The sequence below is a fragment of the Aquidulcibacter paucihalophilus genome, assembly GCA_030285985.1.
Lineage (GTDB): Bacteria > Pseudomonadota > Alphaproteobacteria > Caulobacterales > Caulobacteraceae > Brevundimonas.
The window spans coordinates 1223732-1248441 of sequence record CP127384.1 but is presented as its reverse complement, the minus strand read 5'-3'; the positions used below and the strand labels follow the sequence as shown (position 1 = coordinate 1248441).

General features: G+C 67.4%; 23 protein-coding genes. 13 read left to right on the top strand and 10 right to left on the bottom strand.

The window, feature by feature from the left end; all coding sequences use genetic code 11:
• The first annotated feature begins 23 nt into the window (after nucleotides 1–23).
• Nucleotides 24–998, top strand: coding sequence for a prolyl aminopeptidase (gene pip, locus KB221_06150; protein WIY70601.1), 975 nt, complete (start codon nucleotides 24–26; stop codon nucleotides 996–998).
• Between the two features lie 317 nt (nucleotides 999–1315).
• Here the strand turns inward: pip and KB221_06145 are convergent, their stop codons facing one another.
• From KB221_06145 to KB221_06110, 8 genes are all read right to left on the bottom strand, one after another.
• Entirely contained in the window at nucleotides 1316–1774 is a 459-nt protein-coding gene (locus tag KB221_06145) for a DUF6173 family protein (GenBank protein ID WIY70600.1), read from the bottom strand.
• A gap of 312 nt (nucleotides 1775–2086) precedes the next feature.
• Nucleotides 2087–3244 carry a rod shape-determining protein RodA gene (gene rodA / locus KB221_06140; GenBank protein ID WIY70599.1) on the bottom strand — a complete coding sequence of 386 codons (1158 nt, stop codon included), beginning with the start codon at nucleotides 3242–3244 and terminating at the stop codon, nucleotides 2087–2089.
• A complete protein-coding gene (mrdA, locus tag KB221_06135; GenBank protein ID WIY70598.1) occupies nucleotides 3241–5328 on the bottom strand; it encodes a penicillin-binding protein 2 in 2088 nt (695 codons plus the stop codon). Before mrdA ends, rodA begins: the two co-directional genes overlap by 4 nt.
• Entirely contained in the window at nucleotides 5325–5843 is a 519-nt protein-coding gene (locus KB221_06130; GenBank protein ID WIY70597.1) for a hypothetical protein, read from the bottom strand. Before KB221_06130 ends, mrdA begins: the two co-directional genes overlap by 4 nt.
• Nucleotides 5840–6937, bottom strand: a complete 1098-nt coding sequence (mreC, locus tag KB221_06125; protein ID WIY70596.1) for a rod shape-determining protein MreC — start codon at nucleotides 6935–6937, stop codon at nucleotides 5840–5842. The genes KB221_06130 and mreC overlap by 4 nt, the downstream gene beginning before the upstream one ends.
• Before the next feature lie 138 nt (nucleotides 6938–7075).
• Nucleotides 7076–8116, bottom strand: a complete 1041-nt coding sequence (locus tag KB221_06120) for a rod shape-determining protein (GenBank protein WIY70595.1) — start codon at nucleotides 8114–8116, stop codon at nucleotides 7076–7078.
• 241 nt (nucleotides 8117–8357) lie between these two features.
• The gene (locus KB221_06115) at nucleotides 8358–8795 is read right to left on the bottom strand and encodes a hemerythrin domain-containing protein (protein WIY70594.1); all 438 of its coding nucleotides are present in this window, start codon (nucleotides 8793–8795) and stop codon (nucleotides 8358–8360) included.
• A gap of 106 nt (nucleotides 8796–8901) precedes the next feature.
• The gene (locus KB221_06110) at nucleotides 8902–9618 is read right to left on the bottom strand and encodes a VTT domain-containing protein (GenBank protein ID WIY70593.1); all 717 of its coding nucleotides are present in this window, start codon (nucleotides 9616–9618) and stop codon (nucleotides 8902–8904) included.
• 99 nt (nucleotides 9619–9717) lie between these two features.
• Here KB221_06110 and KB221_06105 point away from each other — a divergent pair, with 99 nt between their 5' ends.
• The 3 genes from KB221_06105 to KB221_06095 all read left to right on the top strand — a co-directional run bounded on the left by KB221_06105 (nucleotide 9718) and on the right by KB221_06095 (nucleotide 11796).
• Entirely contained in the window at nucleotides 9718–10923 is a 1206-nt protein-coding gene (locus KB221_06105; protein ID WIY70592.1) for a pyridoxal phosphate-dependent aminotransferase, read from the top strand.
• Between the two features lie 61 nt (nucleotides 10924–10984).
• The gene (locus KB221_06100) at nucleotides 10985–11383 is read left to right on the top strand and encodes a hypothetical protein (protein ID WIY70591.1); all 399 of its coding nucleotides are present in this window, start codon (nucleotides 10985–10987) and stop codon (nucleotides 11381–11383) included.
• Complete coding sequence (locus KB221_06095) at nucleotides 11380–11796, top strand: type II toxin-antitoxin system VapC family toxin (protein WIY70590.1); 417 nt, start codon at nucleotides 11380–11382, stop codon at nucleotides 11794–11796. Before KB221_06100 ends, KB221_06095 begins: the two co-directional genes overlap by 4 nt.
• 6 nt (nucleotides 11797–11802) lie before the next feature.
• On the opposite strand, the gene KB221_06090 is transcribed toward KB221_06095, so the two are convergent.
• Nucleotides 11803–12831, bottom strand: coding sequence for a polyprenyl synthetase family protein (locus tag KB221_06090; protein ID WIY70874.1), 1029 nt, complete (start codon nucleotides 12829–12831; stop codon nucleotides 11803–11805).
• Nucleotides 12832–12936: 105 nt separating this feature from the next.
• Here KB221_06090 and KB221_06085 point away from each other — a divergent pair, with 105 nt between their 5' ends.
• From KB221_06085 to KB221_06065, 5 genes are all read left to right on the top strand, one after another.
• Nucleotides 12937–13695: a methyltransferase gene (locus tag KB221_06085; protein WIY70589.1), complete on the top strand. Its 759-nt coding sequence runs from the start codon at nucleotides 12937–12939 to the stop codon at nucleotides 13693–13695.
• A gap of 180 nt (nucleotides 13696–13875) precedes the next feature.
• On the top strand, nucleotides 13876–14487 hold the full coding sequence (locus KB221_06080; protein WIY70588.1) for a TIGR02466 family protein: 612 nt from the start codon (nucleotides 13876–13878) through the stop codon (nucleotides 14485–14487).
• A complete protein-coding gene (locus tag KB221_06075; GenBank protein WIY70587.1) occupies nucleotides 14480–15262 on the top strand; it encodes an SDR family oxidoreductase in 783 nt (260 codons plus the stop codon). Before KB221_06080 ends, KB221_06075 begins: the two co-directional genes overlap by 8 nt.
• 112 nt (nucleotides 15263–15374) lie before the next feature.
• Nucleotides 15375–17042, top strand: coding sequence for an energy-dependent translational throttle protein EttA (ettA, locus tag KB221_06070; GenBank protein ID WIY70586.1), 1668 nt, complete (start codon nucleotides 15375–15377; stop codon nucleotides 17040–17042).
• A gap of 106 nt (nucleotides 17043–17148) precedes the next feature.
• Nucleotides 17149–18048, top strand: coding sequence for a 2-hydroxyacid dehydrogenase (locus KB221_06065; GenBank protein WIY70585.1), 900 nt, complete (start codon nucleotides 17149–17151; stop codon nucleotides 18046–18048).
• A 14-nt stretch (nucleotides 18049–18062) separates the two neighbouring features.
• Here KB221_06065 and KB221_06060 read toward each other — a convergent pair whose 3' ends face one another.
• Complete coding sequence (locus KB221_06060; protein ID WIY70584.1) at nucleotides 18063–18869, bottom strand: EF-hand domain-containing protein; 807 nt, start codon at nucleotides 18867–18869, stop codon at nucleotides 18063–18065.
• A gap of 110 nt (nucleotides 18870–18979) precedes the next feature.
• Between KB221_06060 and KB221_06055 the strand changes: the two genes are divergently transcribed.
• Genes KB221_06055 through metH form a run of 4 tightly spaced genes read left to right on the top strand, consistent with a single transcriptional unit; the run spans nucleotide 18980 to nucleotide 24629 of the window.
• Nucleotides 18980–19942, top strand: a complete 963-nt coding sequence (locus KB221_06055) for a metalloregulator ArsR/SmtB family transcription factor (GenBank protein ID WIY70583.1) — start codon at nucleotides 18980–18982, stop codon at nucleotides 19940–19942.
• Complete coding sequence (gene metF, locus KB221_06050; protein WIY70582.1) at nucleotides 19939–20895, top strand: methylenetetrahydrofolate reductase [NAD(P)H]; 957 nt, start codon at nucleotides 19939–19941, stop codon at nucleotides 20893–20895. Before KB221_06055 ends, metF begins: the two co-directional genes overlap by 4 nt.
• Entirely contained in the window at nucleotides 20892–21962 is a 1071-nt protein-coding gene (locus tag KB221_06045; protein ID WIY70581.1) for a homocysteine S-methyltransferase family protein, read from the top strand. The genes metF and KB221_06045 overlap by 4 nt, the downstream gene beginning before the upstream one ends.
• The gene (metH, locus tag KB221_06040) at nucleotides 21963–24629 is read left to right on the top strand and encodes a methionine synthase (protein WIY70580.1); all 2667 of its coding nucleotides are present in this window, start codon (nucleotides 21963–21965) and stop codon (nucleotides 24627–24629) included.
• The last annotated feature ends 81 nt before the right edge of the window (nucleotides 24630–24710 follow it).

Genomic DNA, 24710 nt, shown 5'->3' with positions numbered 1-24710 from the left:
GCGAACCGAGACCGATTACCCGTATGGCCTTCCCTGCGCCCGCTACTGCTCGCCGTGAGCTTTTCCCTGAAATCGAGGCCTATGCGACCGGTTTCATGTCGACCGGCGGCGTGCACGAAATCTACTACGAGGAATGCGGCAATCCGCAGGGGCTGCCGGTCGTGGTGCTGCACGGCGGACCCGGCGGCGCGGTCAATCCGGGCATGCGGCGCTATTTCGATCCGGCGAAATACCGGATCGTCCTGTTCGACCAGCGCGGCTGCGGCCAGAGCCGGCCCAATGCCTCGCTGGAGGACAACACCACCTGGACCCTGATCGAGGACATCGAGCGTCTTCGCGAACTGCTGGGCATCGACAAATGGGTCGTGTTCGGCGGCAGCTGGGGCTCCACCCTGTCGTTGGCATACGCCATCACCCATCCGGAGCGGGTCGCCTCCCTGCTGCTGCGCGGCATCTTCCTGCTGACGAAGCCGGAACTGCACTGGTTCTACCAGGACGGGGCGTCGAACATCTTCCCCGACGCCTGGGAGCGGTTCGTCGCGCCGATCCCGGAAGACGAACGCCACGACCTGATGGGCGCCTACTACAAGCGGCTGACCGGCGACGACCGGGCCGAGCGCGAGCGCTGCGCCATCGCCTGGTCGAGCTGGGAGGGCGAGACGGTCAGCGTCGAGGGCCCCGACGCCCGACCTGACAAGTTCGCCGAACCCGAGTTCGCCGTCGCCTTCGCCCGGATCGAATGCTGGTACTTCATGAACGGCGGCTTCTTCCCCGAGGAAGGCTGGCTGCTGAAGAACATCAGCCGGATCAAGCACATTCCGTGCTGGATCGCCCAGGGCCGGTTCGACGTGGTGACCCCGATCGCCAGCGCCTGGGCGCTTCACCGCGCCTGGCCGGAGGCGAAACTGGACATCGTCAGGGACGCCGGCCACGCCTCAAGCGAACCGGGCATCGTCGACAGCCTGGTGCGCGCCACGGACTGGGCCGCCTCGCTCTGATCCGACGCGCAGGCGGGGTCGGGAAGACACCATTCGCGCCAGAAAAATCGGGCTGAAATTGACCCGGAGTCCCGCCCGGAGGGGCCGACCGTTCGACCGCGCCTGGGAGCGGCGCGGGCGGCATGTTCCGGACTGTCAAAGACCCGCCCGGCGGGCGTTCTTCCACTATGCAGACGGCTGCGTCAGAACCGGTCGTACAGCGGCCTTGCGCGCGATTCAGGTGCCCCGGCCCGGGGCGGGAGGGGTGAGTCGAGGGTGTCCAGGGGCGAGAAGATCGGGGGCGAGAAGACACTGTTGAGGCCGCGGCCCCTGCCCGGTCACTTCGGGCTGGTTTTCCTGACCAGTTCCGAGAGCTGGAAGCCGATGCGGCGGGCCTCGCGTTCCTCGGGCTTCTTGCGGGCGTCGAGCAGGACATTGATCTGGCCATAGTGCTGGATCAGCCGCACCGGCTTGCCGTCGGAATTCTTGCCCAGGAACATGATGAAGTCCGGGCCCCAGAAGCCCAGGTCCTCGATCGACATGGTGCCGTCCCCCGGCAGGCCGACGATGCGGGCCCCGATCTCGTCATCCTTGTCGAGCCCCTTCTCGAAATCCTCGATCAGTTTGGACAGGCGGACGAAGGCCCATTCGGCGGGGTTCTCGCGCATCTGCACGCCGTCCATGAGGGCGGCTGTGCGCTCCGGCGTCGTGGCGGGAAGCCCCGGCTTTGGACAGGGTTTGTCGCCCCAGTCGGGGACGAAGGCGGGCGGGGTGGAGGCGTTGGGTTTGTCCGTCATCGGGTCAACGTAGCGTTCCCTGCCCTTCGTGTAGAGAGTGCAGCGGCCCGGAGGTTCATCACAACGAGCACGACGAGGTCACAACGAACACGACGGGAGCGGTGAGTCTCAAGAGCAGGGTTGCGGTCGTGAATTGATTGCGGCTTCGCCGCATTGAAAAATCCACCAGGCTCCGTGTCCGGGATTGTCCGGAAACATCGAGCACGGTGGGGCGAGATCGGCGCTGCGGACCCGTTGTGCCCGCTGTGACCTCGTTGTGTGCGCTGTGATGAACCTCCGCCGGCTGAAAGACGCAGCCGACCGGTATAGCCCCTAGAACAGCCCTTGGCCCTTGGGCAGTTCCGCATAGCGGTGGACGCGCGTGGACAGGACCAGGCCGAAGCCGAACATCACCGTCATCATCGACGATCCGCCATAGGACAGCAGGGGCATCGGTACACCGACCACCGGGGCCAGACCCATCACCATGGCACCGTTGATCAGAACGAAGATGGCGAAGAAGGCCGTCATCCCGGCCGCGGCGAGGCGGCCGAAATGGCTGTGGGCCAGGGAGGCGATGCGCAGGGCGATCAGGATGATGGCGATGTAGCAGGCGAGCAGGCCGAACGACCCGACGAAGCCGAACTCTTCCGCGACCGTGGAGAAGATGAAGTCGGTGTGCCGCTCGGGCAGGAACTCCAGCTGGCTCTGGCTGCCGAGGCCGTAGCCCTTGCCCAGCAGACCGCCCGACCCGAGGGCGATCTTGGACTGGATGATGTTGTAGCCGGTGCCCGAGGGGTCTGCTTCCGGGTTCATGAACGTCAGCACGCGGTTGCGCTGATACTCGTGCATACCGAACATCACGAAGGGCGGGATGATCGCGACGGCCGCCGCGGCCCCGGCGGCGATGACCCGCCAGCTCAGCCCGGCTACGACCATCATCGCCCCCCCGGTCAGGCCGATGACCATGGCGGACCCGAGGTCCGGCTGTTTGGCGACCAGAATGAACGGCAGGCCGATCATGCCCGCCGGGATCAGCAGCTTCCACGACCAGCGGGCCTCCTTGGCCGTATGGCTGTGGTACCAGCGCGCCAGCGCGAGGACGAGACCGAGCTTCATGAACTCGGCGGGCTGGATGCGGATGAAACCGAGATTGAGCCAGTTTCTGGCGCCGCCCGCGACATAGCCGAGCGGCGTAAACTCGATCATCAGGACCAGCAGCAGAAGCACGCCATAGAGCGGATAGGCGGCGCGGAACCACCACTTCGGGTGAAGCATGGCCAGCAGCAGCATCACGACCAGCAGCGCCCCGAAGCGGATCGCATGCTTGACCGCCCAGGGCTGCCAGTCTCCACCCGCGATCGAATAGAGCATGGCCGTGCCGACGAAGGCGACGAGACACAGAAGGCCGACGAGACGCCAGTCCAGTTCGGTGATCTTGGTCGAGAGCCGGTCGCGCTCGCCGGGACGGGTCAGGGCGGAAGCGGTCATTGGGGAGGCTCCGCCAGATAGGGTCTCGGCCCGCTGGTCGCCGTCGGGGCGCGGCGCGGCGGCGGCGCGGCGGGTGCCACATCGGACGGCGCAGCGCCGGTGACCTCGCCGCCGGGCCCGGCACCCAGTTCACCCTCATCGGCACCAGCCGGGGCCACGGCTTCCGGCGGCAGCGGCCGCTCGATCCGGGCACGCATGTCCGGGTCCTTGAGCAGGACGGTCTTCATGATCTCGCGGGCCTTGGGCGCGGCATCGGCGGCACCGCCCGAGGGCGCGTGCTGGATGATCAGGGCAATGGCGTAGCGCGGCGCATCATGCGGGGCGAAAGCGACGAACAGGGCGTGGTCGCGACGGGTCCAGACGGCGTCGCGCGGGCCGCGCGAACCGGTGCCGTAGTCGCGCGACTGGGCCGTGCCGGTCTTGCCGGCCATCTGGATGTCGCCGAGGCCCAGCTGTGACGCGCGATAGGCCGTGCCGGTGACGTCGTTGGCCACGGCCGCCATGCCGGCGCGGACGATGTTGAGGTGTTCCTGGCTGAACGGCAGGTCCGGGACGGCCGCGCCTGAGGGCCGGTTCACGCCGCCGACAGACCGGACCAGACGCGGCGTGATGGCCTTGCGGCCATTGGCGATGCGGGCGGTCATGACGGCCAGTTGCAGCGCCGTCGTAGAAACCGCGCCCTGGCCGATGGCGACCGACAGGGTCTCGCCCGGATACCAGGTGCCGGCGTCCGGATGCGGGTTGCGGGTGCGGCGGGCATAATCCGCCTTCCAGGCGCGGCTGGGCATGGTGCCCTTGCTCTGGCCGGCGATGCCGATCTCATAGACCTGGTGGAAGCCGAGGTCCTCGGCGACGCGGGCGATACGGTCGACCCCGGCCCGGTTGCACATGTGGTAGAAATAGGTGTCGCACGAGTTCTTGATGGCGTTGTGCATGTCCATCGCGCCATGCCCGCCGCGCTTCCAGCAGCGGAAGGTCCGGTTGCCATAGCGATAGCCGCCCGAGCAGGGGACGCGTTCGGCCGGATTGACCCCCGCATCCAGCAGGGCGAGGGCGGTGGTCATCTTGAAGGTCGAACCGGGCGGGAAGCTGCCGTAGATCGCCTTGTCCAGCAGAGGCTTGCGCTCGTAGTCGCGCAGGGCCCCATAGACCTTCGACGGGACGCCGCCGACGAACATATTGGGGTCGAACGACGGCGCCGAGACCATGCAAAGGATATCGCCGTTGCGGATGTCCATGACCACGCAGCCGCCAGATTCCTCGCCATAGACCTCCAGCGCCCGGTTCTGGACATCAGCGTCCAGGGTCAGGATCACATCCTTGCCCGGTACCGCGGCCTTCGAGCCGCCGATGTCCTCGGCGACCACCCTGCCCCGCGCGTCGACCTCAACCCGGTTGCCCCCGGCCTCGCCGCGCAGATCGGTATCGAACGATTTCTCGACCCCCTGACGGCCGATACGGAAGCCGGGGTTGTAGAGGATCTCCGGGACCTTCTCGCCCCGATCCTCAATCGCCTTGATGTCGCGGTCGTTGGGCTTGGCGACATAGCCGATGACGTGGGCGAAGGCGCCGCCGTACGGGTAGTAGCGGGCCTCGTTCATGTCGGCCATGACGCCCGGAAGTTCGTTGGCGTACAGATTGACCCGGGCGAACTCCTCCCAGGTCAGGTCGCTCTTCACGGGGACCGGGCTGAACCGCGGGGCCGCGTTGACGTCGCGAATGATCGACCGGCGCCGGTCCAGGGTGTCCGGCAGCAGCCGGCCCAGCAGGTCAAGCGTCTGGTCGAGATCCTTGGTCTCGTCGCGCACCACCAGGACCCGGAAACTGGGACGATTGCCGGCGATGACCACGCCGTCGCGGTCCAGAATGCGGCCGCGCGGCGGCGGCACCAGACGGAAGTTGAACTGGTTGTTCGACGCCATGGTGGCGTACTGGCCCGCCTGGAAGACCTGAAGCTGGGCCAGACGACCGGTCAGGGCCAGGCCGCCGAGCGCGGTCAGGCCGCCAAGCACGAAGGTGCGGCGCAGGAAGGAACCCTGACGCTCATTGACGTCCGAGAAGAAGATGGAGGGTTCCGAGCTCATCGGAACCTCACATCGCCGTCCTCGAACCGCTCAATCATGTGGTTCGCGAACGGGAACAGCAGCAGGGTCGGGACGACCTGACCAATCAGGGCCAGGATGCTGGCCGCGTTGTGGTCGATGATCATGCGGACGAGATAGACCAGCAGGAAGGCCAGGGCGCAGCAGGCGGCGTACCAGACGAACAGGACGGCGGTGTCCTGACCGATCAGGAAGCTGCGCGACGCCAGCACCACGCCATAGATGCCCAGCAGGGCGAGCGCCCACAGGCCGAGCGGGCCATAGGTCAGGACATCGAGGAGCAGGCCGAGGCCGGTCAGCACCAGCGGGGCCGTGATCGAGGGGCGGATCAGCGGCCAGGAGAAGGCCAGCACCATGGGAAGGACAGGCTCGGGCAGGTTCAGGCCGAACAGCTCGACCGGCGTGGCCAGAAGGATGGTGACGGCGACCGTGACCAGGGCCGGAATGACAATCCACTGCACCGGCCCGACAACGCGGACCGCGACCGGCCGTCTCATTCGGTCCCTCCGGGCGGAGGCGCAGCGGCCGGTGCCGGGACGGGCGCCGGCACCGGGGCCGGCGCTGCGGGACGCGGGCGGGCGGCTTCAGCGGCCGTGGCGGCGGCGGTGTCGGCCCGCCTCTGCTCGGCCTGGACCCGGGCCGCATCGCGGCGGGCGGCGGAGTCGGTGATGGCGGAGGCCTGTTCGGGGGTTGCCTCGGAGAGGGTGCCGAGCGCGGCCAGCGGCGGTGCGTTCAGATCGTCCCGGCCGATCAGCTGGCCGAAATCCTCGAACAGCATGACCCGGACGAAGTCGATGGCCCCGCGGTCGCTGAACAGTTTGACCCGCCAACTGCCGTCGATGCCGCGGGCGGCGACGCCGATCGGCACGCCGCGCGGCATGCCGCCGCCGTCGCCCGACGAGAGGATGCGGTCGCCGACCTGGACCGAGCCCACGCCGCGTATGAATTCGAGCCGGGGATTGGGCGATCCATCCCCCTTGAGGATGGCGCGGGCATCGGTGCGGTCGACCAGCACCGGGATCTGGCTGGCCACGTCGGTGACCAGCAGCATGCGGCTGATGCCCGACGACGTGCCGACGATACGGCCGACCAGACCGTGCTCATTGATGACGGGATTGCCGACCTTGACCCCGTTTGCCGAGCCCGCGTCGAGCAGACGCGCCTTGGAGAAGGGACCGCGCGTGTCGAGGATCGAGCGCGCCGTCTGCATGGCCACCGGCGGCTCGGGCCGGATGCCGAGCATGGTCTCATAGCGGGCGTTGACGTTCTTCAGCGCGATGGCCTGGTCGCGCCAGGGCTGCAGCTCGGCGAGCTCGCGCTTGAGACGACGGTTCTCGGAGACGGCGAAGAAATAGCCGCCGACATAGTCGCTGGCATGGCCGAACCAGCGCACCGGGGCCGCGAAGATGCCGCCGACCGGGCCGGCCACCGCTTCCACGCCGGAACGCACCGGCTGGTAGGGCGAGGTCTGGGCGCGGGCGTCGCTGATCAGCAGCAGGATGCAACCGATGGCCGCGACAACGACGGTCACGGCCGCGGTCCAGACCAGCGGCACCTTGATGTTTTCGAACGGTCCGTCGCGAAACGCCACGGCGCGCCTTCCTCAGAAAAGGGAATCAGCGGGACGCCCCCGGCCGATTTGTCGAGCCTATCGCAAAATCCGTGCCGCTTGGGAACCGGCGACAGGCCTACGATGACGGGGATTTGCGGCGGTGTTTCGACGGCAGCCTTAAAGGGCGGAGTCGAGGACGCCCTTCATCCAGCGCGGATGCTCGAGCACGCGGCCGCAGCCGATGGCCACGCAGGACAGCGGATCGTCGGCGACCGAGACGGGCAGGCCCGTGTGATCGCGGATTTCGGCGTCCAGGCCACGCAGCAGGGCACCGCCGCCGGTGAGCATGATGCCCTTGTCGGCGATGTCGGCGGCCAGTTCAGGCGGGGTGGCTTCCAGGGCGACCTTCACGGCCTCGACGATCTGCGAGACCGGCTCGGCCAGGGCTTCGGCGGCCTGACGTTCCGAGATGCGCACCTCGCGGGGCACGCCCTGCATCAGGTCGCGACCCTTGACGTCGATCGACAGGCCTTCGCCGTCGGCCGGGATGCGGGCGGTACCGATGTCCTTCTTGATGCGCTCGGCGGTGGTCTCGCCGATCAGAAGGTTATGGTTGCGGCGCATGTAGCTGATGATCGCCTCGTCCATCTTGTCGCCGCCGACGCGGACCGAGCGCGAATAGACGATGCCGGACAGGGACAGGACGGCCACCTCGGTGGTGCCGCCGCCGATGTCGACGACCATGGAGCCGGTCGGCTCGTGGATCGGCAGGCCGGCGCCGATCGCGGCGGCCATCGGCTCGTCGATCAGGCCGACGCGGCGGGCCGAGGCGTTGAGGCAGGAATCGTTGATCGCGCGGCGCTCGACGGCGGTGGCGCCCGACGGCACGCAGACGATGACCTTGGGGTTCACGAAGCCCTTGCGGTTATGAACCTTGCGGATGAAGTGTTTGATCATCTCCTCGGCGACTTCGAAGTCGGCGATGACCCCGTCGCGCATCGGACGGATGGCTTCCATGTGGCCGGGGGTGCGGCCCAGCATCTGCTTGGCCTCGATACCGACGGCGTGAACGATCTTGCGACCGCCGACGTTGCGCAGGGCAACCACGGACGGCTCGTTCAGCACGATGCCCTTGCCCTTCATATAGATCAGGGTGTTGGCGGTGCCGAGGTCAATGGCGATGTCGTTGGAGATCGCGCCGAAAATGCTGGAGAACATGGGTCCGGGATACCGTTCGTTCGGGCCTAGTGGGGGCGTGCGTCAGTCTCGATCCGCTTCGGCGACGCCCCGGCACCACGCATCCCCACGCGCCGCCTCCTGATCGTATATCGCCTGACCGACCTTACGGCTCGTTTGCCCTTGTGCGAGGGCGAATACAAGCCCTGTCGCCTCAAGAGCGACCTCGAAAACTCCGTCAGTCCACGCCTTCACCGGAACGTGACGGTGCCGGGCGGCGGGGTCAGGCCGCCGAACGTTCCTGCGCGCCCGACAACCGGTCCATGGCCGGATAGAGGATGTCGTTCTCCATCTCGATCCGCAGCGACAGGGCACGGATGAAGCCCTCGGTCGCCGCGCCGAAACGCCGGCCATGGGCGAGGATCGCTGCCTGGGTCCAGTGATCGCGGTAGCTGATCCAGGCGCCGGCGAGTCCGCCCATCTCCTCCGAGGCAGACGCGCCAAGCGCCCGGGTCTCGGGATCCGGCGCGTGGCTCAGCGCCGGATAGAGTTCGGCGTCCTCATGGGCGAGATGGTCGTTCAGCAGGAGATCAATGACGCCGATCAGGAGCCGGGCGTGGTCGGCGTCTTCCCGGGATTTCACATTATGGGCCCTGCCGCCGAGTTGGCTGACCAGGCGCAGGATGACACCGTGTTCGGCTCTCAACGACAGCGCATCCATGACAAAAACCCCCGTTTCCGGTGACCATGGGTGCACAGTGTTAAGTTGATCTGAATATTCACCCCAAGGTGAAGCCGAGCCGCCCGGGCGGGTGATTTTCCGGCCTCTAGTCAGACCCTGCGGCCCGTTCGCGCCGCTTCACCAGCTCGCGCACACCGAGCATAAGGCCCAGCCAGACCACGGCCACCCCGGCGAGGATCAGCGAGGTCCAGACGCCGTCCCCGCTGGCCGCCGCCACCACCGCCCCGCCGAAGAAGGCCACGAGCGCGGTCTTGGGCAGGACGCCGAGGGCGCAGCCGGCGAGGAAGCGCCAGAACGAGGCCCGGGCCGCACCGAAGGCCATGTTGACGACGATGAAGGGGGCCGAGGGCACGTTGCGGATCATGAAGCTGGCATAGAAGGCGTTCTTGCCGACAAAGCCCTTGAGGCGCCCCATGGTGCGCCCGCCGAAGCGGTCGACCAGCCGCGCCGTGGGGCCCCGCCCCAGCCAGTAGGTTACGCCCGCAGAGATGACCGTCGCCGTCCAGCTGTAGACGAACCCCAGCGACGGTCCGAAGGCGACGACGCAGGCGGCGATCAGGATGAACTGCGGCGCTCCGATGAAGGCCGCGACGATGAACAGCACCACGGTGGCAAAGAAGGCCCAGGGGCTGCCGCGATACCCCTGCAGCCAGGCCTCGAGGTTTTCCTCGGCCGCCAGACCGAACTGGCTCTTGCCGATCGCCAGCAGACCCAGGGTCGCGCCGAGCAACAGCGCCGTCGCGACAGCGGCCCGCCAGCGGCGGGCTTCCATGTTCAGGATGAAGTCGAGAAAGCGGCGCATCGGAAGAGGAATTAGCACCGCCGCGCGCGCCCGGCGAGCGCGCACCATTTGATCACGCTTTCGCAACTGCGTAATGAGTCGATCTGCCCGGGAGTCGCCATGTCCAGCCTGCAGTCCTCCGCCCTCGCCCGCGTCAAACCCTCCGCCACCCTTGCGGTGACCGCCCGTGCGCGCGAGCTGAAGCGCGAGGGGCGCGATGTGATCGGGCTCGGCGCCGGGGAGCCGGACTTCGACACGCCCGAGAACATCAAGGAGGCCGCCATCGCGGCCATCCGGCGCGGCGAGACCAAATACACCGATGTCGACGGCCTGCCCGAGCTGAAGGCGGCCGTGGCGGCGAAATTCTCGCGCGAGAACGGCCTGACCTATGCGGTGAACCAGATCCATGTCGCGCCCGGCGGCAAGACGGTGATCTACAACGCCCTGCTGGCCACCCTGTCGCCCGGCGACGAGGTGATCGTGCCGGCGCCCTACTGGGTGTCCTATCCCGACATGGTGCTGCTGGCCGGCGGTGAGCCGGTGCGGGTGGTCGGGCATGAGGCCGACGGCTTCAAACTCAAGCCCGCAGCGCTTGAAGCGGCGATCACGCCGCGGACGAAATGGCTGATCCTCAACTCGCCGTCGAACCCGACGGGCGCGGCCTATACGGGAGCCGAGCTTGAGGCGCTGGCCGCCGTGCTGCGCTGCCATCCGCAGGTCTGGATCCTGACGGACGACATGTACGAGCACCTGATCTATGGCGACTTCGACTACAAGACGATCGCCCAGGTCGCGCCGGACCTCTACGATCGGACGCTGACGGTGAACGGCGTGTCCAAGGCCTATGCCATGACCGGCTGGCGCATCGGCTACGGCGGCGGGCCCAAGCCGCTGATCGACCTGATGCGCAAGGTCGCGGGGCAAACCACGTCGAACCCGTCATCGGTCAGCCAGTGGGCCGCGGTCGAGGCCCTGAACGGGCCGCAGGACTTCATCTCCGAGCGCGCGAAACATTTCGAGGCGCGCCGCGATCTGGTGGTGTCGATGCTGAACCAGGCGACGGGCATCCGCTGCGCCACGCCGGAAGGTGCCTTCTATGTCTATCCGTCGATCGAGGGACTGATCGGCAAGACGACCGAGGGCGGGACGGTGATCGACAGCGACGACACCTTCGCGACAGAACTTCTGGACGCCGAGGGCGTGGCCGTGGTGCAGGGCTCTGCCTTCGGCCTGAGCCCCTATTTCCGGATCAGCTATGCGACGTCGGAGACCGTGCTGGAGGAGGCCTGCGGGCGGATCCAGCGTTTCTGCGCCTCACTGAAATAAAACACATACACTTCACACAACACACACACTGTGTTTTTCTCTTCGAGAGAGGAGATGACCCATGTCGAAATATGAACCCCTGACCCAGTTCCTGGCCGCTCAACGTGTGCAGGAAGTGCCGATGAGTTTCACCGAAATCGAGCGCGTGCTCGGCTTCAGTCTGCCGACGAAGGCCAGTGGCATTCGCGCCTGGTGGAGCAACAACCCCTCCAATAACGTAATGACCAAGGCTTGGCTGGCAGCGGGATTCATCACGGAACGTGTCGACATGGGTTCGCGTCGGCTGGTGTTCCGAAAGTCGGGCGTTTCTGTCGCAACTCCGATCGGTTCCTCAGCCCAATCAGCACGGAGCATCGGTTTTCTCGATCGCATCCGGGCGCGGTTGGGCGGCACCGTAACCATCCCTGAAGGCGTGGATATCACGGCCCCTACAGGCGAAGTCTGGGACGCTGAACGGTGACGAACCACCCCATACTGCTGGATACTTGTGCGGCGATATGGCTTCAGGCCGGGTCAGCGTTCAGGCCGGAAGGTGAAGCAGCGCTTCAGGAAGCCCAAAGAATCGGTACGCAGGTTCTGGTCTCGCCGATCACCGCATGGGAGATCGGCCTTCTGGTTTCCAAAGGCCGCCTGGTCCTGAGCTTGCCGCCCTTGACCTGGTTCGATCAGTTGCTGGAGCTGGGCGTCGATCTCGCGCCGTTGACGCCGGATATCCTTATTGCCTCATCCCAGCTGCCGGGCCCGCCGCTACGCGATCCTGCGGATCGCATCGTCGCCGCGACGGCGCGGGCAATGAGATATCGACTGATTACGCGGGACCGTCCGCTTCTGGACTTCGCCGCCTCCGGACAAGTGGAAGCTATCGCCTGCTGAGCGCTCTCAGGCTGCGCGGCTGACCGCGAAGTCGGCCAGCTGTTCCAGCGCTTCGCGCCAGTCGCTGTCGGGCAAGACCCGCAGGGCGGCCTTGGCGAGGTCCGCGTATTCCCCGGCCGTGTCGAGGGTGGCGTTGACGGCGCCGGTGCCGAAGACCAGTTCGCGGGCACGACGGAAGTCGTCCTCGGTGCGCTGACCCTGGTTGATGGTGCGGTCCCAGAAGGCGTCCTCGCGGCCGCGGGTGCGGGCGGCGGCCAGCAGCAGGGGCATGGTGACCTTGCCCTCGCGGAAGTCGTCGCCGGCGTTCTTGCCCAGCACTTCCGACGTGCCGCCGTAATCCAGGGCGTCGTCAGCCAGCTGGAAGGCGAGGCCGAGGTTCAGGCCGTAGGCGCGAAGCGCTTCGACAGCGGCCTCATCGGCCCCTGCCCCGACCGCACCGGCTTCGGCGGCGGCGGCGAAGAGTTCGGCCGTCTTGGCCGAGATGATGCGCAGATAGGTTTCCTGGTCCAGGTTCAGGTCGTGGGCGCGCGTCAGCTGCAGCACCTCGCCTTCGGAGATGACGCTGGAGGCGCGGGCGAGGATGCCGAGGGCCCGCATCTGGCCCGTCTCGACCATCAGCTCGAAGGCGCGGGCAAACAGGAAGTCGCCGACGAGGACGCTGGTCGGGGCACCCCAGATCAGATGGGCCGCGACCTTGCCGCGACGCAGGTCAGAGGCGTCGACGACATCGTCGTGCAGCAGGGTGGCGGTGTGGATGAACTCGACCGCCGCCGCCAGTTTGACCGGAGCCGTGATGTCGCCCGCGGCACCCGTCGCGCGGGCGGCGGCGAGGGTCAGCAGGGGCCGCAGCCGCTTGCCACCGGCGGAGATCAGATGCTCGGCCAGCAGGGGGATGACCGGCACCTGCGACTGCATGCGGTCGAGGATCAGGGCGTCGACGGTCGCCATGTCGCTGGCCGCCAGCCGCACAAGCGGCTCGACATGCCCCTTCGAGCGAGGCTCGGCGACGGTGACAGCGTCCAACGGGAAACTCATCGAAACGGCGGCGCGGAGGAGAATCACGCCCGAAAATACAGCCGCCGCCTTGCCCGGCGACGATGCGGCGCACAATGGTGATCGCTCCATGAAGGGTCAAGCCGCGTGACCGTCGCACCGTCCTCTCAATTCGAAGACAGCACCGCCGAGAGCGCCCTGCTGGGCGGCCGCGTCCGGCTGCGTCAGCCGGTCAAGGGCTATCGCGCCGGCATGGATGCGGCCCTGCTGGCGGCGACCGTGGCGGCGGAGCCAGGCCAGAGGGTGATCGAGGCGGGATGCGGCACGGGCGCGGTCCTGATGCAGATCGCGGCGCGGCACCCCGGCGTGGCGCTGACCGGACTGGAGCGAGACCCGGCCATGGCGGCGCTGGCGCGGGAGAATGCGGTGCTGAACGGCGCCGACGCGTCGATCCTCGAGGGCGACGTCGCGGCGGGCTTCCGGGCGCTGGACCTGCCGCCGTTCGACTGGGCCGTCAGCAACCCGCCCTTCTTCGACGACCCCGGTGCCTTGCGGGCGCCCGCGGAGGGCAAGCGCGGGGCCTGGATGGCGGATGACGGGCTGAAGGCCTGGACGACCTTCCTGCTGAAGTCGGTGCGCGAGGGCGGGCGGATCGTGGTCATCCACCGCGCCGACCGCCTCGCCGACCTGCTGGCCCTGCTGGGCGAGACGGCGGGGTCGTTCGCGGTGCGCGGGGTGCATCCTCATGCGGACGAACCGGCAAAGCGGGTGCTGGTGCAGGCGATCAAGACCGGCAAGGCACCGCTGAGGCTGCTGCCGCCGCTGGTGCTGCATGACCGGTCGGACGCGAAGCATACGGCGGAGGCGGAGGCGATCCTGAGGGGCGAGGCGGGATTGGGGTGGTGATTGGTGATTGGTGATTGGTGATTGGTGATTGGTGATTGGTGATTTCGGCCTCGTCGGCTGCGGAAAGACCGGCCCGGACGGCGCTCCTGGCCGGGCGGCGGCCACCCACCAATCACCAACCACCAATCACCTGTCGGCCACCGTCTTTCCCGGTCCCGCCCGACCGTCTATGCCACCTACATGTCCCTGCGCCCCCTCTTCGTCACCCAGGTCTATGAGGCCTCCCTGGCCGGCTCGCCCGGCTTCGACGCCTTCAATGCCGGCCTGGCCGACGCCTGCCGCATGCTGGCGGTTGAGGATCACGCCGGGCGTGCCTGGTGCCGCGAGAACGCCTATCGCGGCTACACCTCCTACGGCTCCCTGACCGACCTGCCCCATCGCCTGCCCGAGTTCGCCGAGCTGAAACGGCATCTGGACCGGCACGCGGTCGCCTATGCCAAGGCGCTGAATTTCGATCTGGCGCGCAAGCCGCGGCTGGACAGCCTGTGGGTCAACATCCTCAAGCCCGGCGGCGGCCACACCGGCCACATCCATCCGCACGCCTTCCTCAGCGGCACCGTCTATGTCGAGGTCCCCGACGGTGCCTCGGCCCTGAAGCTGGAGGACCCGCGCCTGCCGATGATGATGGCCCGCCCCGGCGTCCACGCCGACGCCCCCGAGGCCGAACGGCCGTTCGTCTATCTGGCTCCGGCCGCGGGCACGATCCTGATGTGGGAAAGCTGGCTGCGCCATGAAGTGCCGTCGAACGCCGCGAAGACCGAGCGGATTTCGGTGAGCTTCAACTATGCCTGAGGCCGTGTACCCCGGCGTGGCGCTGGTCACCGGAGCGGCGTCCGGAATCGGTCTGGAGACCACGCGCAAGCTGGTTGCTGAAGGCGCGACCGCCCTCATTCTGGTCGACAGGCAGGAAGCCGCCCTGAACGCCCTGGGCGACGAGATCGAGGCGCAGGGACGGGCGGTGATGCTGTGTCGTCAGGACGTCTCTGACGAGGCCGCATGGGAGGGTGTCGAGGACGGAATCCGGCATCATTGGCAAGGCCTGGACACCCTGGTCGTCAACGCCGGCGTCTCCGACAGCGGGCCGATCGCCGATCTGTCCCTCGCGGCCTGGCGCAAGGTCATGTCGGTGAATCTGGACGGGGCCTTTCTGACGCTTCGAACCGGAATGCGCCTGCTGCGTGACGGAGGCAGCGCGGTGGTGGTGTCCTCAGCCTCGGCGGTGAAGGCCGAGCCGGGCGTGGGGGCTTACGGCGCCTCCAAGGCCGCACTGCTGCAACTCGCCAGGGTGGCGGCGAAGGAAGGCGCGCCACGCGGCGTGCGGATCAATGCCATCCTGCCGGGCGGGGTCCAGACGCCGATCTGGCGTGAGATGCCGTTCTTTCGCGAGGTGATCGCCGATCTCGGATCGGAAGCGGCGGCCTTCGAGGCGCTCGCCGGCATGGCGACGCCGCTGGGCCGCTATGCCACGCCCGAAGAGATCGCGGGCCAGATCGCCTTCCTGTTGTCGCCGGCCAGCGGTTCGATGACCGGGGCGGCGCTGGTTGTCGACGGCGGCTACACGCTCTAGCCGCCATCAATCCGCCCTGCCCCGCGCCTAGACATTTGCCCAACGGCGGCGCGGCGGCTACATCCCGCGCCAACCTCCCAGCACTTTCAGACGACAGGGCGCACCGCACCTCATGGCGCAGCAATATATTTTCCAGATGCAGGGTCTGACCAAGACCTTTCCCGGCGGCAAGAAGATCTTCGAAAACATTTGGTTGAGCTTCTACAACGACGCCAAGATCGGCGTCGTCGGGGTCAACGGCTCGGGTAAATCCACCCTGCTGAAGATCATGGCCGGGCTGGACACCGAGTTCACCGGCGAGGCACGCGCCGCCGACGGAATCAAGCGCGGCTACCTCGAGCAGGAGCCCCAGCTCGACGACAGCCTGAACGTCCGCGAGAACGTCGAGGCCTGGTGCGAGGAGAAGCAGTGGGTCAACCGCTTCAACGCCATCGCCATGGAAATGGCCGAGGAATACACCGACGAGCTGATGGCCGAGATGACGGCCCTGCAGGAAAAGATCGACGCCGGCGACGTCTGGGACATCGACGCGCGCATCGAAATGGCCATGGACGCCCTGCGCTGCCCGCCGGACGATTGGGAAACGACCAACCTGTCCGGCGGTGAGAAGCGCCGCGTGGCCTTGGCCCGGCTGCTGCTGTCCAAGCCCGACATGCTGCTGCTCGACGAGCCGACCAACCACCTCGACGCTGAGTCGGTGGCCTGGCTGCAGCACCACCTGGAAGCCTTCCCGGGCTGCGTCATCCTGGTGACCCACGACCGCTACTTCCTGGATCTGGTGACCAAATGGACGCTGGAGCTGGACCGCGGCAAGGGCCACCCGCACGAGGGCAACTACTCCAGCTGGCTGGAAGCCAAGACCAAGCGCGTCGTGCAGGAGCAGTCGGAATCCGAAGCCCGCCAGCGCGCCCTCACCCGCGAACTGGAATGGGTCCGCTCGGGCGCCAAGGCCCGTCAGGCCAAGTCCAAGGCTCGTCTGGCCGCCTATGAGCGGATGGTCGACGAGCAGGAAAGCATGCGCGGCGCCCAGACCCACGCCGTCATCCAGATCCCGCCCGGCCCGCGCCTCGGCAATGTCGTGCTGGAAGCCGAGGGGCTGGAGAAGTCCTATGGCGACAAGCTGCTGTTCAAGGATCTGTCGTTCAAACTGCCGCCCAACGGCATCGTCGGCGTCATCGGCCCGAACGGCGCCGGCAAGTCGACCCTGTTCCGCCTGATCACCGGCCAGGAACAGCCCGACGGCGGCTCGATCCGCGTCGGCGAGACGGTCAAACTGGCCTATGTTGACCAGAGCCGCGACGACCTCGAGCCCAACAAGACCATCTGGGAAGTCATCTCGGGCGGCACCGATGTGATGATGGTCGGCAAGCGCGAGATCAACACCCGCGCCTATGTCGGCAGCTTCAACTTCAAGGGCGGCGACCAGCAGAAGAAGGTCGGCCAGCTGTCGGGCGGTGAGCGCAACCGCGTCCACCTGGCCAAGACCCTGGCCACCGGCGGCAACCTGCTGCTGCTCGACGAACCGACCAACGACCTCGACATCGAGACGCTGCAGAACCTCGAGGAGGCGCTGGAAGGCTTCGCCGGCTGCGCCGTGGTCATCTCCCACGACCGCTGGTTCCTCGACCGTCTGGCGACGCACATCCTCGCCTTCGAAGGCGACAGCCACGTCGAATGGTTCGAGGGGAACTTTGAAGCGTACGAGGAAGACAAGAAGCGTCGCCTCGGCGTGGAAAGCCTGATCCCGCACCGGATCAAGTTCCAGAAATTCGGGCGCTGATCCCAAGCCTGTTCAAACGGCCTCCCGAGCGTATCGGGAGGCCGTTTTTCATTGGGGACGACTGGACTATGCTCCCCCCATGCCCCACCGCCCTGCCCTCCTCATCATGCAGCGCCATCTGGCGCCACTGACGGCCTTCCTCGAGAGCGAGTGGACCGTCTACCGCTTCTGGGAGGGGCCGCCGGCGGAGGCGCAGGGGCAGATCCAGGCGCTTGTGGTGGCGGGGGAGTTCCCGCTGGACAAGGCGCTGATCGAGAGCCTGCCGGCGCTGCGACTGATCGCCTGTTTCACCTCGGGCTATGACGGGATTGATGTCGACTGGTGCCGGGCGCGGGGGCTGCCGGTCAGCCATGCGCCGGGGGTCAACCATGAGGATGTGGCCGACCATGCCCTGGGCCTGATCATCGCCGCGCGGCGTCAGATCACGGCCGGGGACCGGGCGTTGCGCGCGGGCGGCTGGACGTTGGACTCCAAGATGATCACGCCCTCGCTGAAAGACCAGCGGCTGGGCGTCGTCGGCCTGGGGTCGATCGGCGAGGCCGTGGCGCGGCGCGGCGAAGCGATGCGGATGGCCGTGCGCTGGTGGGGGCCCCGCGAGAAGGACAGCCCTTGGCCGCGCGCGGGCTCGCTGCTGGAACTGGCGCGGGACAGCGACATACTGGTGGTCGCCTGCAAGGCCGATGAGAGCAACCGCGGCCTGATCTCACGGGCGGTGATCGAGGCGCTGGGGCCGCAAGGACTGCTGGTCAATGTGGCGCGCGGCCAGCTGGTCGATGAGGAGGCCCTGATCGCGGCGCTCAAGGACGGGCGGCTGGGTCAGGCGGCGCTGGACGTGTTCGAGGAAGAGCCGACAAGCGCCGCGCGCTGGGCGGATGTGCCCAACACCGTGCTGACGCCGCATACGGGCGGGGCGACCACGGAAGCCGTGCAGGGCATGCTGATGCTGTTGATGCAGAACCTGCGCGCGGCTCTTGCCGGCGAGCCGCTGAAGACGCCGGCGGCCTGACCGTCCCCGGCGGCTCAGCCGCCGTTGGGCATCTCCGGGAAGGGATTGGAATCGGCGGGCGGAATGTTGACGGGCGGTGCCGCCGCCGGTGCGGCAGGCCGCGGCAGTTCCGTCTCCGACAGTCGGCCGTCACCGTTCGTATCCATCCGGTTGAACATCCGCTGCGCGCCGGCGGTCATTTCCTCGAGGCTGATGCGGGAATCGCGGTTGGCGTCCGACTGGGCGATCATGGCGCGGAGCCGCGACCCACCCATGGAGGCGACCATGGGATTGGCGAGGAGCGCCATTTCATTGCCGGTGACGCTGCTGTCCTGATTGGCGTCCAGCCGACTGAACAGACGCCCGGCCCAGGGCGAGACGGCATCGGAGGTACGCGGCAGGCTGAACATCTCGGCGGCACCGCCGCCCATTCCGCCGCCCATGCCTGGGCCCATGCCGCCGCCGGCAGGCCGGCCGCCGCCCGCGCCGTTCATGCGCCCGAACATCTGCTGGGCTCCGGCCGTCAGTTCCTCGACGGTCACCCGGGCATTGCCGTCGGCGTCCGCCGCCAGGATCATCATCCGCATGCGGGGGCCCATCGGGGCTGCCGCCGGACTGTCGAGGACGGCCAACTCATCCTCGGTGATCGCACCGTCCTGGTTGGCGTCAAACCGGGTGAACAGCCGCTCTGACCAGGGCTGAACCTCCTCGGCCGTGCGCGGAAAGCCCCCCATACCGCCACCCGGGCCGCTGCCTGGCGGAGGGGTCTGGGCGGCCACGGCTCCGGCGAGAGCCGACAGCAGAATGACAGGGGCGACGAGCGCAATCGGGCGAAGGGTCATGGAAGGCCTCACGACAGGAGTTAGCCGTTGCACGCAGACTGGCCCCCGATCCGGCGTCTGACCAGCAATTTTCCTTGCCAAATCACATAAGGATATCTTTATATAAGGACATGTCGTTGACAGCTGACCAGACCGTCGAGGCCCTGCGCGCCGTGGGCGAGCCGACCCGCCTGCGGGTGCTGTCGCTGCTGGCCGGCGAGGAGCTGTCGGTGATGGAGCTGTCGCGGATCCTGGACCAGAGCCAGCCGCGCGTTTCGCGTCATCTCAAGCTGATGACCGACGCCGGGCTGATCGAGCGGTTCCCGGACGGGGCGCGGGTCTTCTATCGCCTGTCGTCCGAGCTGCCGGCGCGGCGGCTGATCGATACGGTGCTGGACCTGCTCGAGGTTTCGGCAGGCGAGGCCGACGACCGGCGGCTTGAGGCCGTGCGCCGCGATCGCGAAACCGCCGCCGGGGCCTATTTCGAACGCGTCGCCCCCCAGTGGGATCGCATTCGCTCGCTGTACGTCAGTGAAAGCGCCGTTGAGGCTGCCATCACCCGGTCGGCGGGCGACGGTCCGTTCGAGCGGGTCGTTGATCTGGGCACCGGCTCGGGCCGGATGCTGACCCTGCTTGGCAAGAAGGCGAAGATGTCGGTCGGGTTGGACCTGAGCCAGAACATGCTCAACATCGCCCGCGCCAATGTGACCAGGGCCGGCCTGGACAAGGTCGAACTGCGCCACGGCGACATCTTCGCAACCCGCCTGCCCGAACAGAGCGCGGACCTGGTGATGGTGCACCAGGTGCTACACTACCTCGCCGATCCGGCAGCGGCGGTGGCCGAGGCGGCGCGGCTGGTCATGCCCGGCGGGCGGCTGCTGATCGTCGATTTCGCCCCACACAAGCTCGAGTATCTGCGTGACGAGCACCAGCACCGCCGGCTCGGCTTCGCCGATGCCGAGATGCGCCGCTGGCTGTCCGGTGCCGGGCTGACGCCCAGCGCACCGATCGCTCTGCCTCCTGACACAGACGGTTTGACGGTCTCGATCTGGACCGCCGAACGCCCGGCTGTCGCTGCGGAGAAGGTCGCATGAGCATCGCCCCCCGCAGCCTGGCCGAGGCCCGGGCCCTGTTGCTGTCGCCGCTCGGGCCTGTGGCGCGCGCCGGGCAGGATCTGTCCCGCCCGAACGTATCTTTCGAATTCTTCCCGCCGAAGTCGGATGAGGCCGAGGCCAATCTTTGGAAGGCCGTGACCCGGCTGGCTCCGCTGATGCCTGAATTCGTCTCGGTCACCTATGGCGCCGGCGGTTCCACCCGCGAGCGGACCCACCGCACTGTGCAGCGCATTCTCGCTGAGACCGCCCTGACGCCCGCCGCCCACCTGACCTGCGTCGAGGCCAGTCGCGAGGACGTCGACTTGGTCATCGATGGCTATCGCGAGGCAGGGGTGCGCCACATCGTAGCCCTGCGCGGCGATCCGCCGGGCGGGCACGGCATCGGCGGTGCCTATGTTCCACGTACAGACGGTTACGCCAACGCCACCGAACTGACCGCGGCGATCACGGCGAAAGGCGGCTTTGACGTCATCGTCGGCTGCTATCCGGAGGGCCATCCCGAGAGCCCGTCGCTGGCCCATGACCTCGACGTCCTGAAGGCCAAGGTCGACGCCGGAGCGACGCGGGCGATCAGCCAGTTCTTCTTCGACATCGACGCCTTCCTGCGCTTCCGTGACCGGGTACGGGCGGCGGGGATCCGTATTCCGATGTCGCCGGGGATCATGCCGGTGACCAATTTCAATGGTCTGAAGCGGATGTCGGCGGCGTGCGGCGCGGCTGTTCCCGACTGGCTGGCGGCGCATTTCGAGGGGCTGGACGACGACCCCGAAACGCGCAAGCTGATCGCCGCATCGATCGCCGCCGAGACCTGCGCCCGGCTGCAGGAGGAAGGCTTCGCCGACTTCCACTTCTACACCCTGAACCGCGCCGACCTGGTCTATGCGATATGCCGGGTGCTGGGCGTGCGTGAGACGAAGGCCGCCGCAGTATGAGTACCCGCAGCGAACGCATCGCCGCCCTGCACCGAGCCGCGAAGGAGCGCATCCTCGTCCTCGACGGGGCCTGGGGCGTGATGATCCAGCGCAGCGAGCTGTCGGAAGAGGATTTCCGCGGCAACCGCTTCGCGGCCCATGTCGGCCAGATGAAGGGCAACAACGACATCCTGTGCCTGACCCGGCCCGACATCATCGCCGGCCTGCACGACCAGTATTTCGCGGCGGGCGCTGATATCAGCGAGACCAACACCTTCTCGGCCACGGTCATCGCCCAGGACGACTACAAGCTGGACGAACAGTCGGTCCGGGACATCAATCTGGAGGGCGCGAGACTGGCGCGCGCCGCCGCCGACCGCTGGACCGCGAAGACCCCGGACAAGCCGCGCTTCGCCGCCGGTTCGATCGGGCCGCTGAACAAGATGCTGTCGATGTCGTCGGACGTGAACGACCCTGGCGCGCGGCTGGTGACCTTCGACCAGGTCTATGAGGCCTACCGCCATCAGGTGAAGGCGCTGAACGAGGGCGGGGTCGACCTCTATCTGATCGAAACCATCACAGACACGCTGAACTGCAAGGCTTGCATCAAGGCCATCAAGGACCTCGAGGACGAGGGGATGGAGGCCCTGCCGATCTGGATTTCGGGCACCATCACGGACCGCTCGGGCCGGACCCTGTCCGGCCAGACGGCGGAAGCCTTCTGGAACAGCGTGCGCCACGCCAGGCCGTTTGCCGTCGGCTTCAACTGCGCCCTGGGTGCCGAGCTGATGCGGCCGTTCATCGCCGAGCTCAGCCGCGTCGCCGACACCCTAGTCGCCGCCTATCCCAACGCCGGCCTGCCCAACGCTATGGGTCAGTACGATGAGCAGCCGCACGAGACGGCGCATTTCCTCGAGGAGTGGGCGGCTTCCGGTCTGGTCAACATCGTGGGCGGCTGCTGCGGCACCACGCCGGAGCACATCCGGCACACGGCGGAGGCGGTGGCGAAGCTGCCGACCCGGGTGATCCCGGAGCGGCCGGTGGCCATGCGGCTGTCCGGCCTCGAACCCTTTGAACTGGTAGCGTAAGTGCGTCCCACCTTCATCAACGTCGGTGAGCGGACCAACGTCACCGGCTCGGCCAAATTCAAGAAGCTGATCATCGACGGCGACTACACCGCCGCCCTGACCGTCGCCCGGCAACAGGTCGAGGCCGGGGCCTCGATCATCGACATCAACATGGACGAGGGCCTGCTCGACTCGCAGCAGGCCATGGTCACCTTCCTCAACCTGATCGCGGCCGAGCCCGACATCGCCCGGGTGCCGGTGATGATCGACAGCTCGAAATGGGAGGTGATCGAGGCGGGCCTGAAATGCGTCCAGGGCAAGCCGATCGTGAACTCCATCTCGATGAAGGCGGGCGAGGCCGAGTTCCGCGAACAGGCGGTCAAATGTCTGCGCTACGGGGCCGCCGTGGTGGTCATGGCCTTCGACGAGGTGGGCCAGGCCGACACCGCCGCGCGCAAGATCGAGATCTGCACCCGGGCGTACCGGATCCTCGTGGACGAGGTTGGCTTCCCGCCCGAGGACATCATCTTCGACCCCAACGTCTTCGCCGTGGCGACGGGGATCGAGGAACACGACAACTATGCCGTCGACTTCATCGAGGCGACGCGGGCGCTCAAGGCGACCCTGCCCTACGCCCGGGTGTCCGGGGGGGTGTCGAACGTCTCGTTCAGCTTCCGCGGCAATGAGCCGGTGCGGCGGGCGATCCACAGCGTCTTCCTGTACCACGCCATCCAGGCCGGCATGGACATGGGCATCGTCAATGCGGGCGACCTGCCGGTCTATGACACGCTCGACCCCGTGCTGCGCGAGGCCGTCGAGGATGTGATCCTGAACCGGCCGCAGCGGACCAATGTCTCGAACACCGAGCGGCTCGTCGACATTGCGCCCAACTACAAGGGCGACAAGGGCGTGGCCCGGGTCGTCGATCTGAAATGGCGCGACGCCCCGGTCGGCAAGCGGATCGAGCATGCCCTGGTGAACGGCATCACCGAGTTTATCGACGCCGACACCGAGGAGGCGCGGCTCCAGTCGGAGCGGCCGCTGCACGTCATCGAGGGTCCACTGATGGACGGGATGAACGTCGTCGGGGACCTGTTCGGTTCGGGCAAGATGTTCCTGCCGCAGGTGGTCAAGTCGGCGCGGGTGATGAAACAGGCCGTGGCCTGGCTGGAGCCTTTCATGGAGGCCGAGAAGGCCGGCAAGCCGAGGGAACAGGCCGGCCGGATCCTGATGGCCACGGTCAAGGGCGACGTCCACGACATCGGCAAGAACATCGTCGGCGTCGTGCTGCAGTGTAACAACTACGAGGTCATCGACCTTGGCGTCATGGTCCCGGCCGACCGGATTCTGGATGCCGCGATCGAGCACAAGGTCGACATCGTCGGCCTGTCGGGCCTGATCACGCCGTCGCTGGACGAGATGGTGTTCGTGGCGCGCGAGATGGAGCGGCGCGGTTTCGACATTCCCCTGCTGATCGGCGGTGCCACGACCAGCCGGACGCATACGGCGGTCAGGATCGAGCCGGGCTATCGCAGCGGCTCGACCACCTATGTCGTCGACGCCAGCCGCGCCGTGGGCGTGGTCTCGGGCCTGCTGTCGAAGACCGAAAGGGCGAAGAACGAGGCCCTGACGCGCGACGAATACATCCGCATCCGCGAACAGTATGCGCGCGGTCAGGAGGTCAAGGCGCGGGCCGCCCTGCCCGCAGCGCGACAGAACCGCTTCCGGCCCGATCCGGCGACGCCCCTGCCCTGCGCGCCCTCGTTCCTGGGCGTTCGGGCCTTCGACGGCTGGGACCTGCAGGACCTGGCCGACCACATCGACTGGACGCCCTTCTTCGCCAGCTGGGAGCTGATCGGCCGCTATCCGCTGATCCTCGAGGATGAGATCGTCGGCGAGGCCGCGCGCGACCTGTTCAAGGATGCGCAGGCGATGCTGAAGCGGATCGTCGACGAGAAATGGTTCACCGCACGAGGCGTGGTCGGCTTCTGGCCCGCCAATGCCGTCGGCGACGACATCGCCGTCTATGCCGACGAGACCCGCACCGCCGAAATCGCCCGCTTCCACACCCTGCGCCAGCAGATCCGGAAGTCGAACGGCAAGCCCAATCTGGCCCTGTCGGACTTCGTCGCAGACACCGGCCAGGACTATATCGGGGCCTTCGCCGTCACCGCCGGCCATGGCGAGCTGGAGATCGCGAAACGGTTCAAGGACGCCGGCGACGACTATTCCGCGATCCTGGCCACGGCCCTGGCCGACCGTCTGGCGGAGGCCTTCGCGGAAGCCCTGCACAAGAGGGTCCGCACCGAACTGTGGGGCCATGCGGCGGAAGAGCAGACGACGGTCGAGGACCTGATCGCCGAACAATATCAAGGCATTCGCCCGGCACCCGGCTATCCGGCCCAGCCAGACCACACCGAGAAGGCGACACTGTTCCGGCTGCTGCAGGCGGAAGACAATGCGGGCATGGCCCTGACCGAAAGCTTCGCCATGACGCCGCCGGCGTCGGTGTCAGGCCTGTATTTCGGCCATGCCGAAAGCCACTATTTCGGGGTCGGCAAGGTCGATCCGGATCAGGTCGAGGACTATGCCCGGCGCAAGGGCTGGGATGTGGCCACGGCCGAGCGCTGGCTGTCGCCGATCCTCAACTATGAGCCGGATGTACCGGCCCGCAGCGACGCGGCCTGACACCGGCCGCTTGGCCGGACCGGTGGGTTGATCTAACAAGACAGGGCGTCAGGCGCGGCCCGGCGCGGTCCCGTTCATGTT

Bases quoted from the DNA above. Each gene is read 5' to 3' on its own strand.
- pip (WIY70601.1), top strand. From the start codon at position 24: ATGGCCTTCCCTGCGCCCGCTACTGCTCGCCGTGAGCTTTTCCCTGAA.
- KB221_06145 (WIY70600.1), bottom strand. From the start codon at position 1,774: ATGACGGACAAACCCAACGCCTCCACCCCGCCCGCCTTCGTCCCCGAC.
- rodA (WIY70599.1), bottom strand. From the start codon at position 3,244: ATGACCGCTTCCGCCCTGACCCGTCCCGGCGAGCGCGACCGGCTCTCG.
- mrdA (WIY70598.1), bottom strand. From the start codon at position 5,328: ATGAGCTCGGAACCCTCCATCTTCTTCTCGGACGTCAATGAGCGTCAG.
- KB221_06130 (WIY70597.1), bottom strand. From the start codon at position 5,843: ATGAGACGGCCGGTCGCGGTCCGCGTTGTCGGGCCGGTGCAGTGGATT.
- KB221_06120 (WIY70595.1), bottom strand. From the start codon at position 8,116: ATGTTCTCCAGCATTTTCGGCGCGATCTCCAACGACATCGCCATTGAC.
- KB221_06115 (WIY70594.1), bottom strand. From the start codon at position 8,795: ATGGATGCGCTGTCGTTGAGAGCCGAACACGGTGTCATCCTGCGCCTG.
- KB221_06110 (WIY70593.1), bottom strand. From the start codon at position 9,618: ATGCGCCGCTTTCTCGACTTCATCCTGAACATGGAAGCCCGCCGCTGG.
- KB221_06105 (WIY70592.1), top strand. From the start codon at position 9,718: ATGTCCAGCCTGCAGTCCTCCGCCCTCGCCCGCGTCAAACCCTCCGCC.
- KB221_06100 (WIY70591.1), top strand. From the start codon at position 10,985: ATGTCGAAATATGAACCCCTGACCCAGTTCCTGGCCGCTCAACGTGTG.
- KB221_06090 (WIY70874.1), bottom strand. From the start codon at position 12,831: ATGAGTTTCCCGTTGGACGCTGTCACCGTCGCCGAGCCTCGCTCGAAG.
- KB221_06080 (WIY70588.1), top strand. From the start codon at position 13,876: ATGTCCCTGCGCCCCCTCTTCGTCACCCAGGTCTATGAGGCCTCCCTG.
- KB221_06075 (WIY70587.1), top strand. From the start codon at position 14,480: ATGCCTGAGGCCGTGTACCCCGGCGTGGCGCTGGTCACCGGAGCGGCG.
- ettA (WIY70586.1), top strand. From the start codon at position 15,375: ATGGCGCAGCAATATATTTTCCAGATGCAGGGTCTGACCAAGACCTTT.
- KB221_06065 (WIY70585.1), top strand. From the start codon at position 17,149: ATGCAGCGCCATCTGGCGCCACTGACGGCCTTCCTCGAGAGCGAGTGG.
- KB221_06060 (WIY70584.1), bottom strand. From the start codon at position 18,869: ATGACCCTTCGCCCGATTGCGCTCGTCGCCCCTGTCATTCTGCTGTCG.
- KB221_06055 (WIY70583.1), top strand. From the start codon at position 18,980: ATGTCGTTGACAGCTGACCAGACCGTCGAGGCCCTGCGCGCCGTGGGC.
- metF (WIY70582.1), top strand. From the start codon at position 19,939: ATGAGCATCGCCCCCCGCAGCCTGGCCGAGGCCCGGGCCCTGTTGCTG.
- KB221_06045 (WIY70581.1), top strand. From the start codon at position 20,892: ATGAGTACCCGCAGCGAACGCATCGCCGCCCTGCACCGAGCCGCGAAG.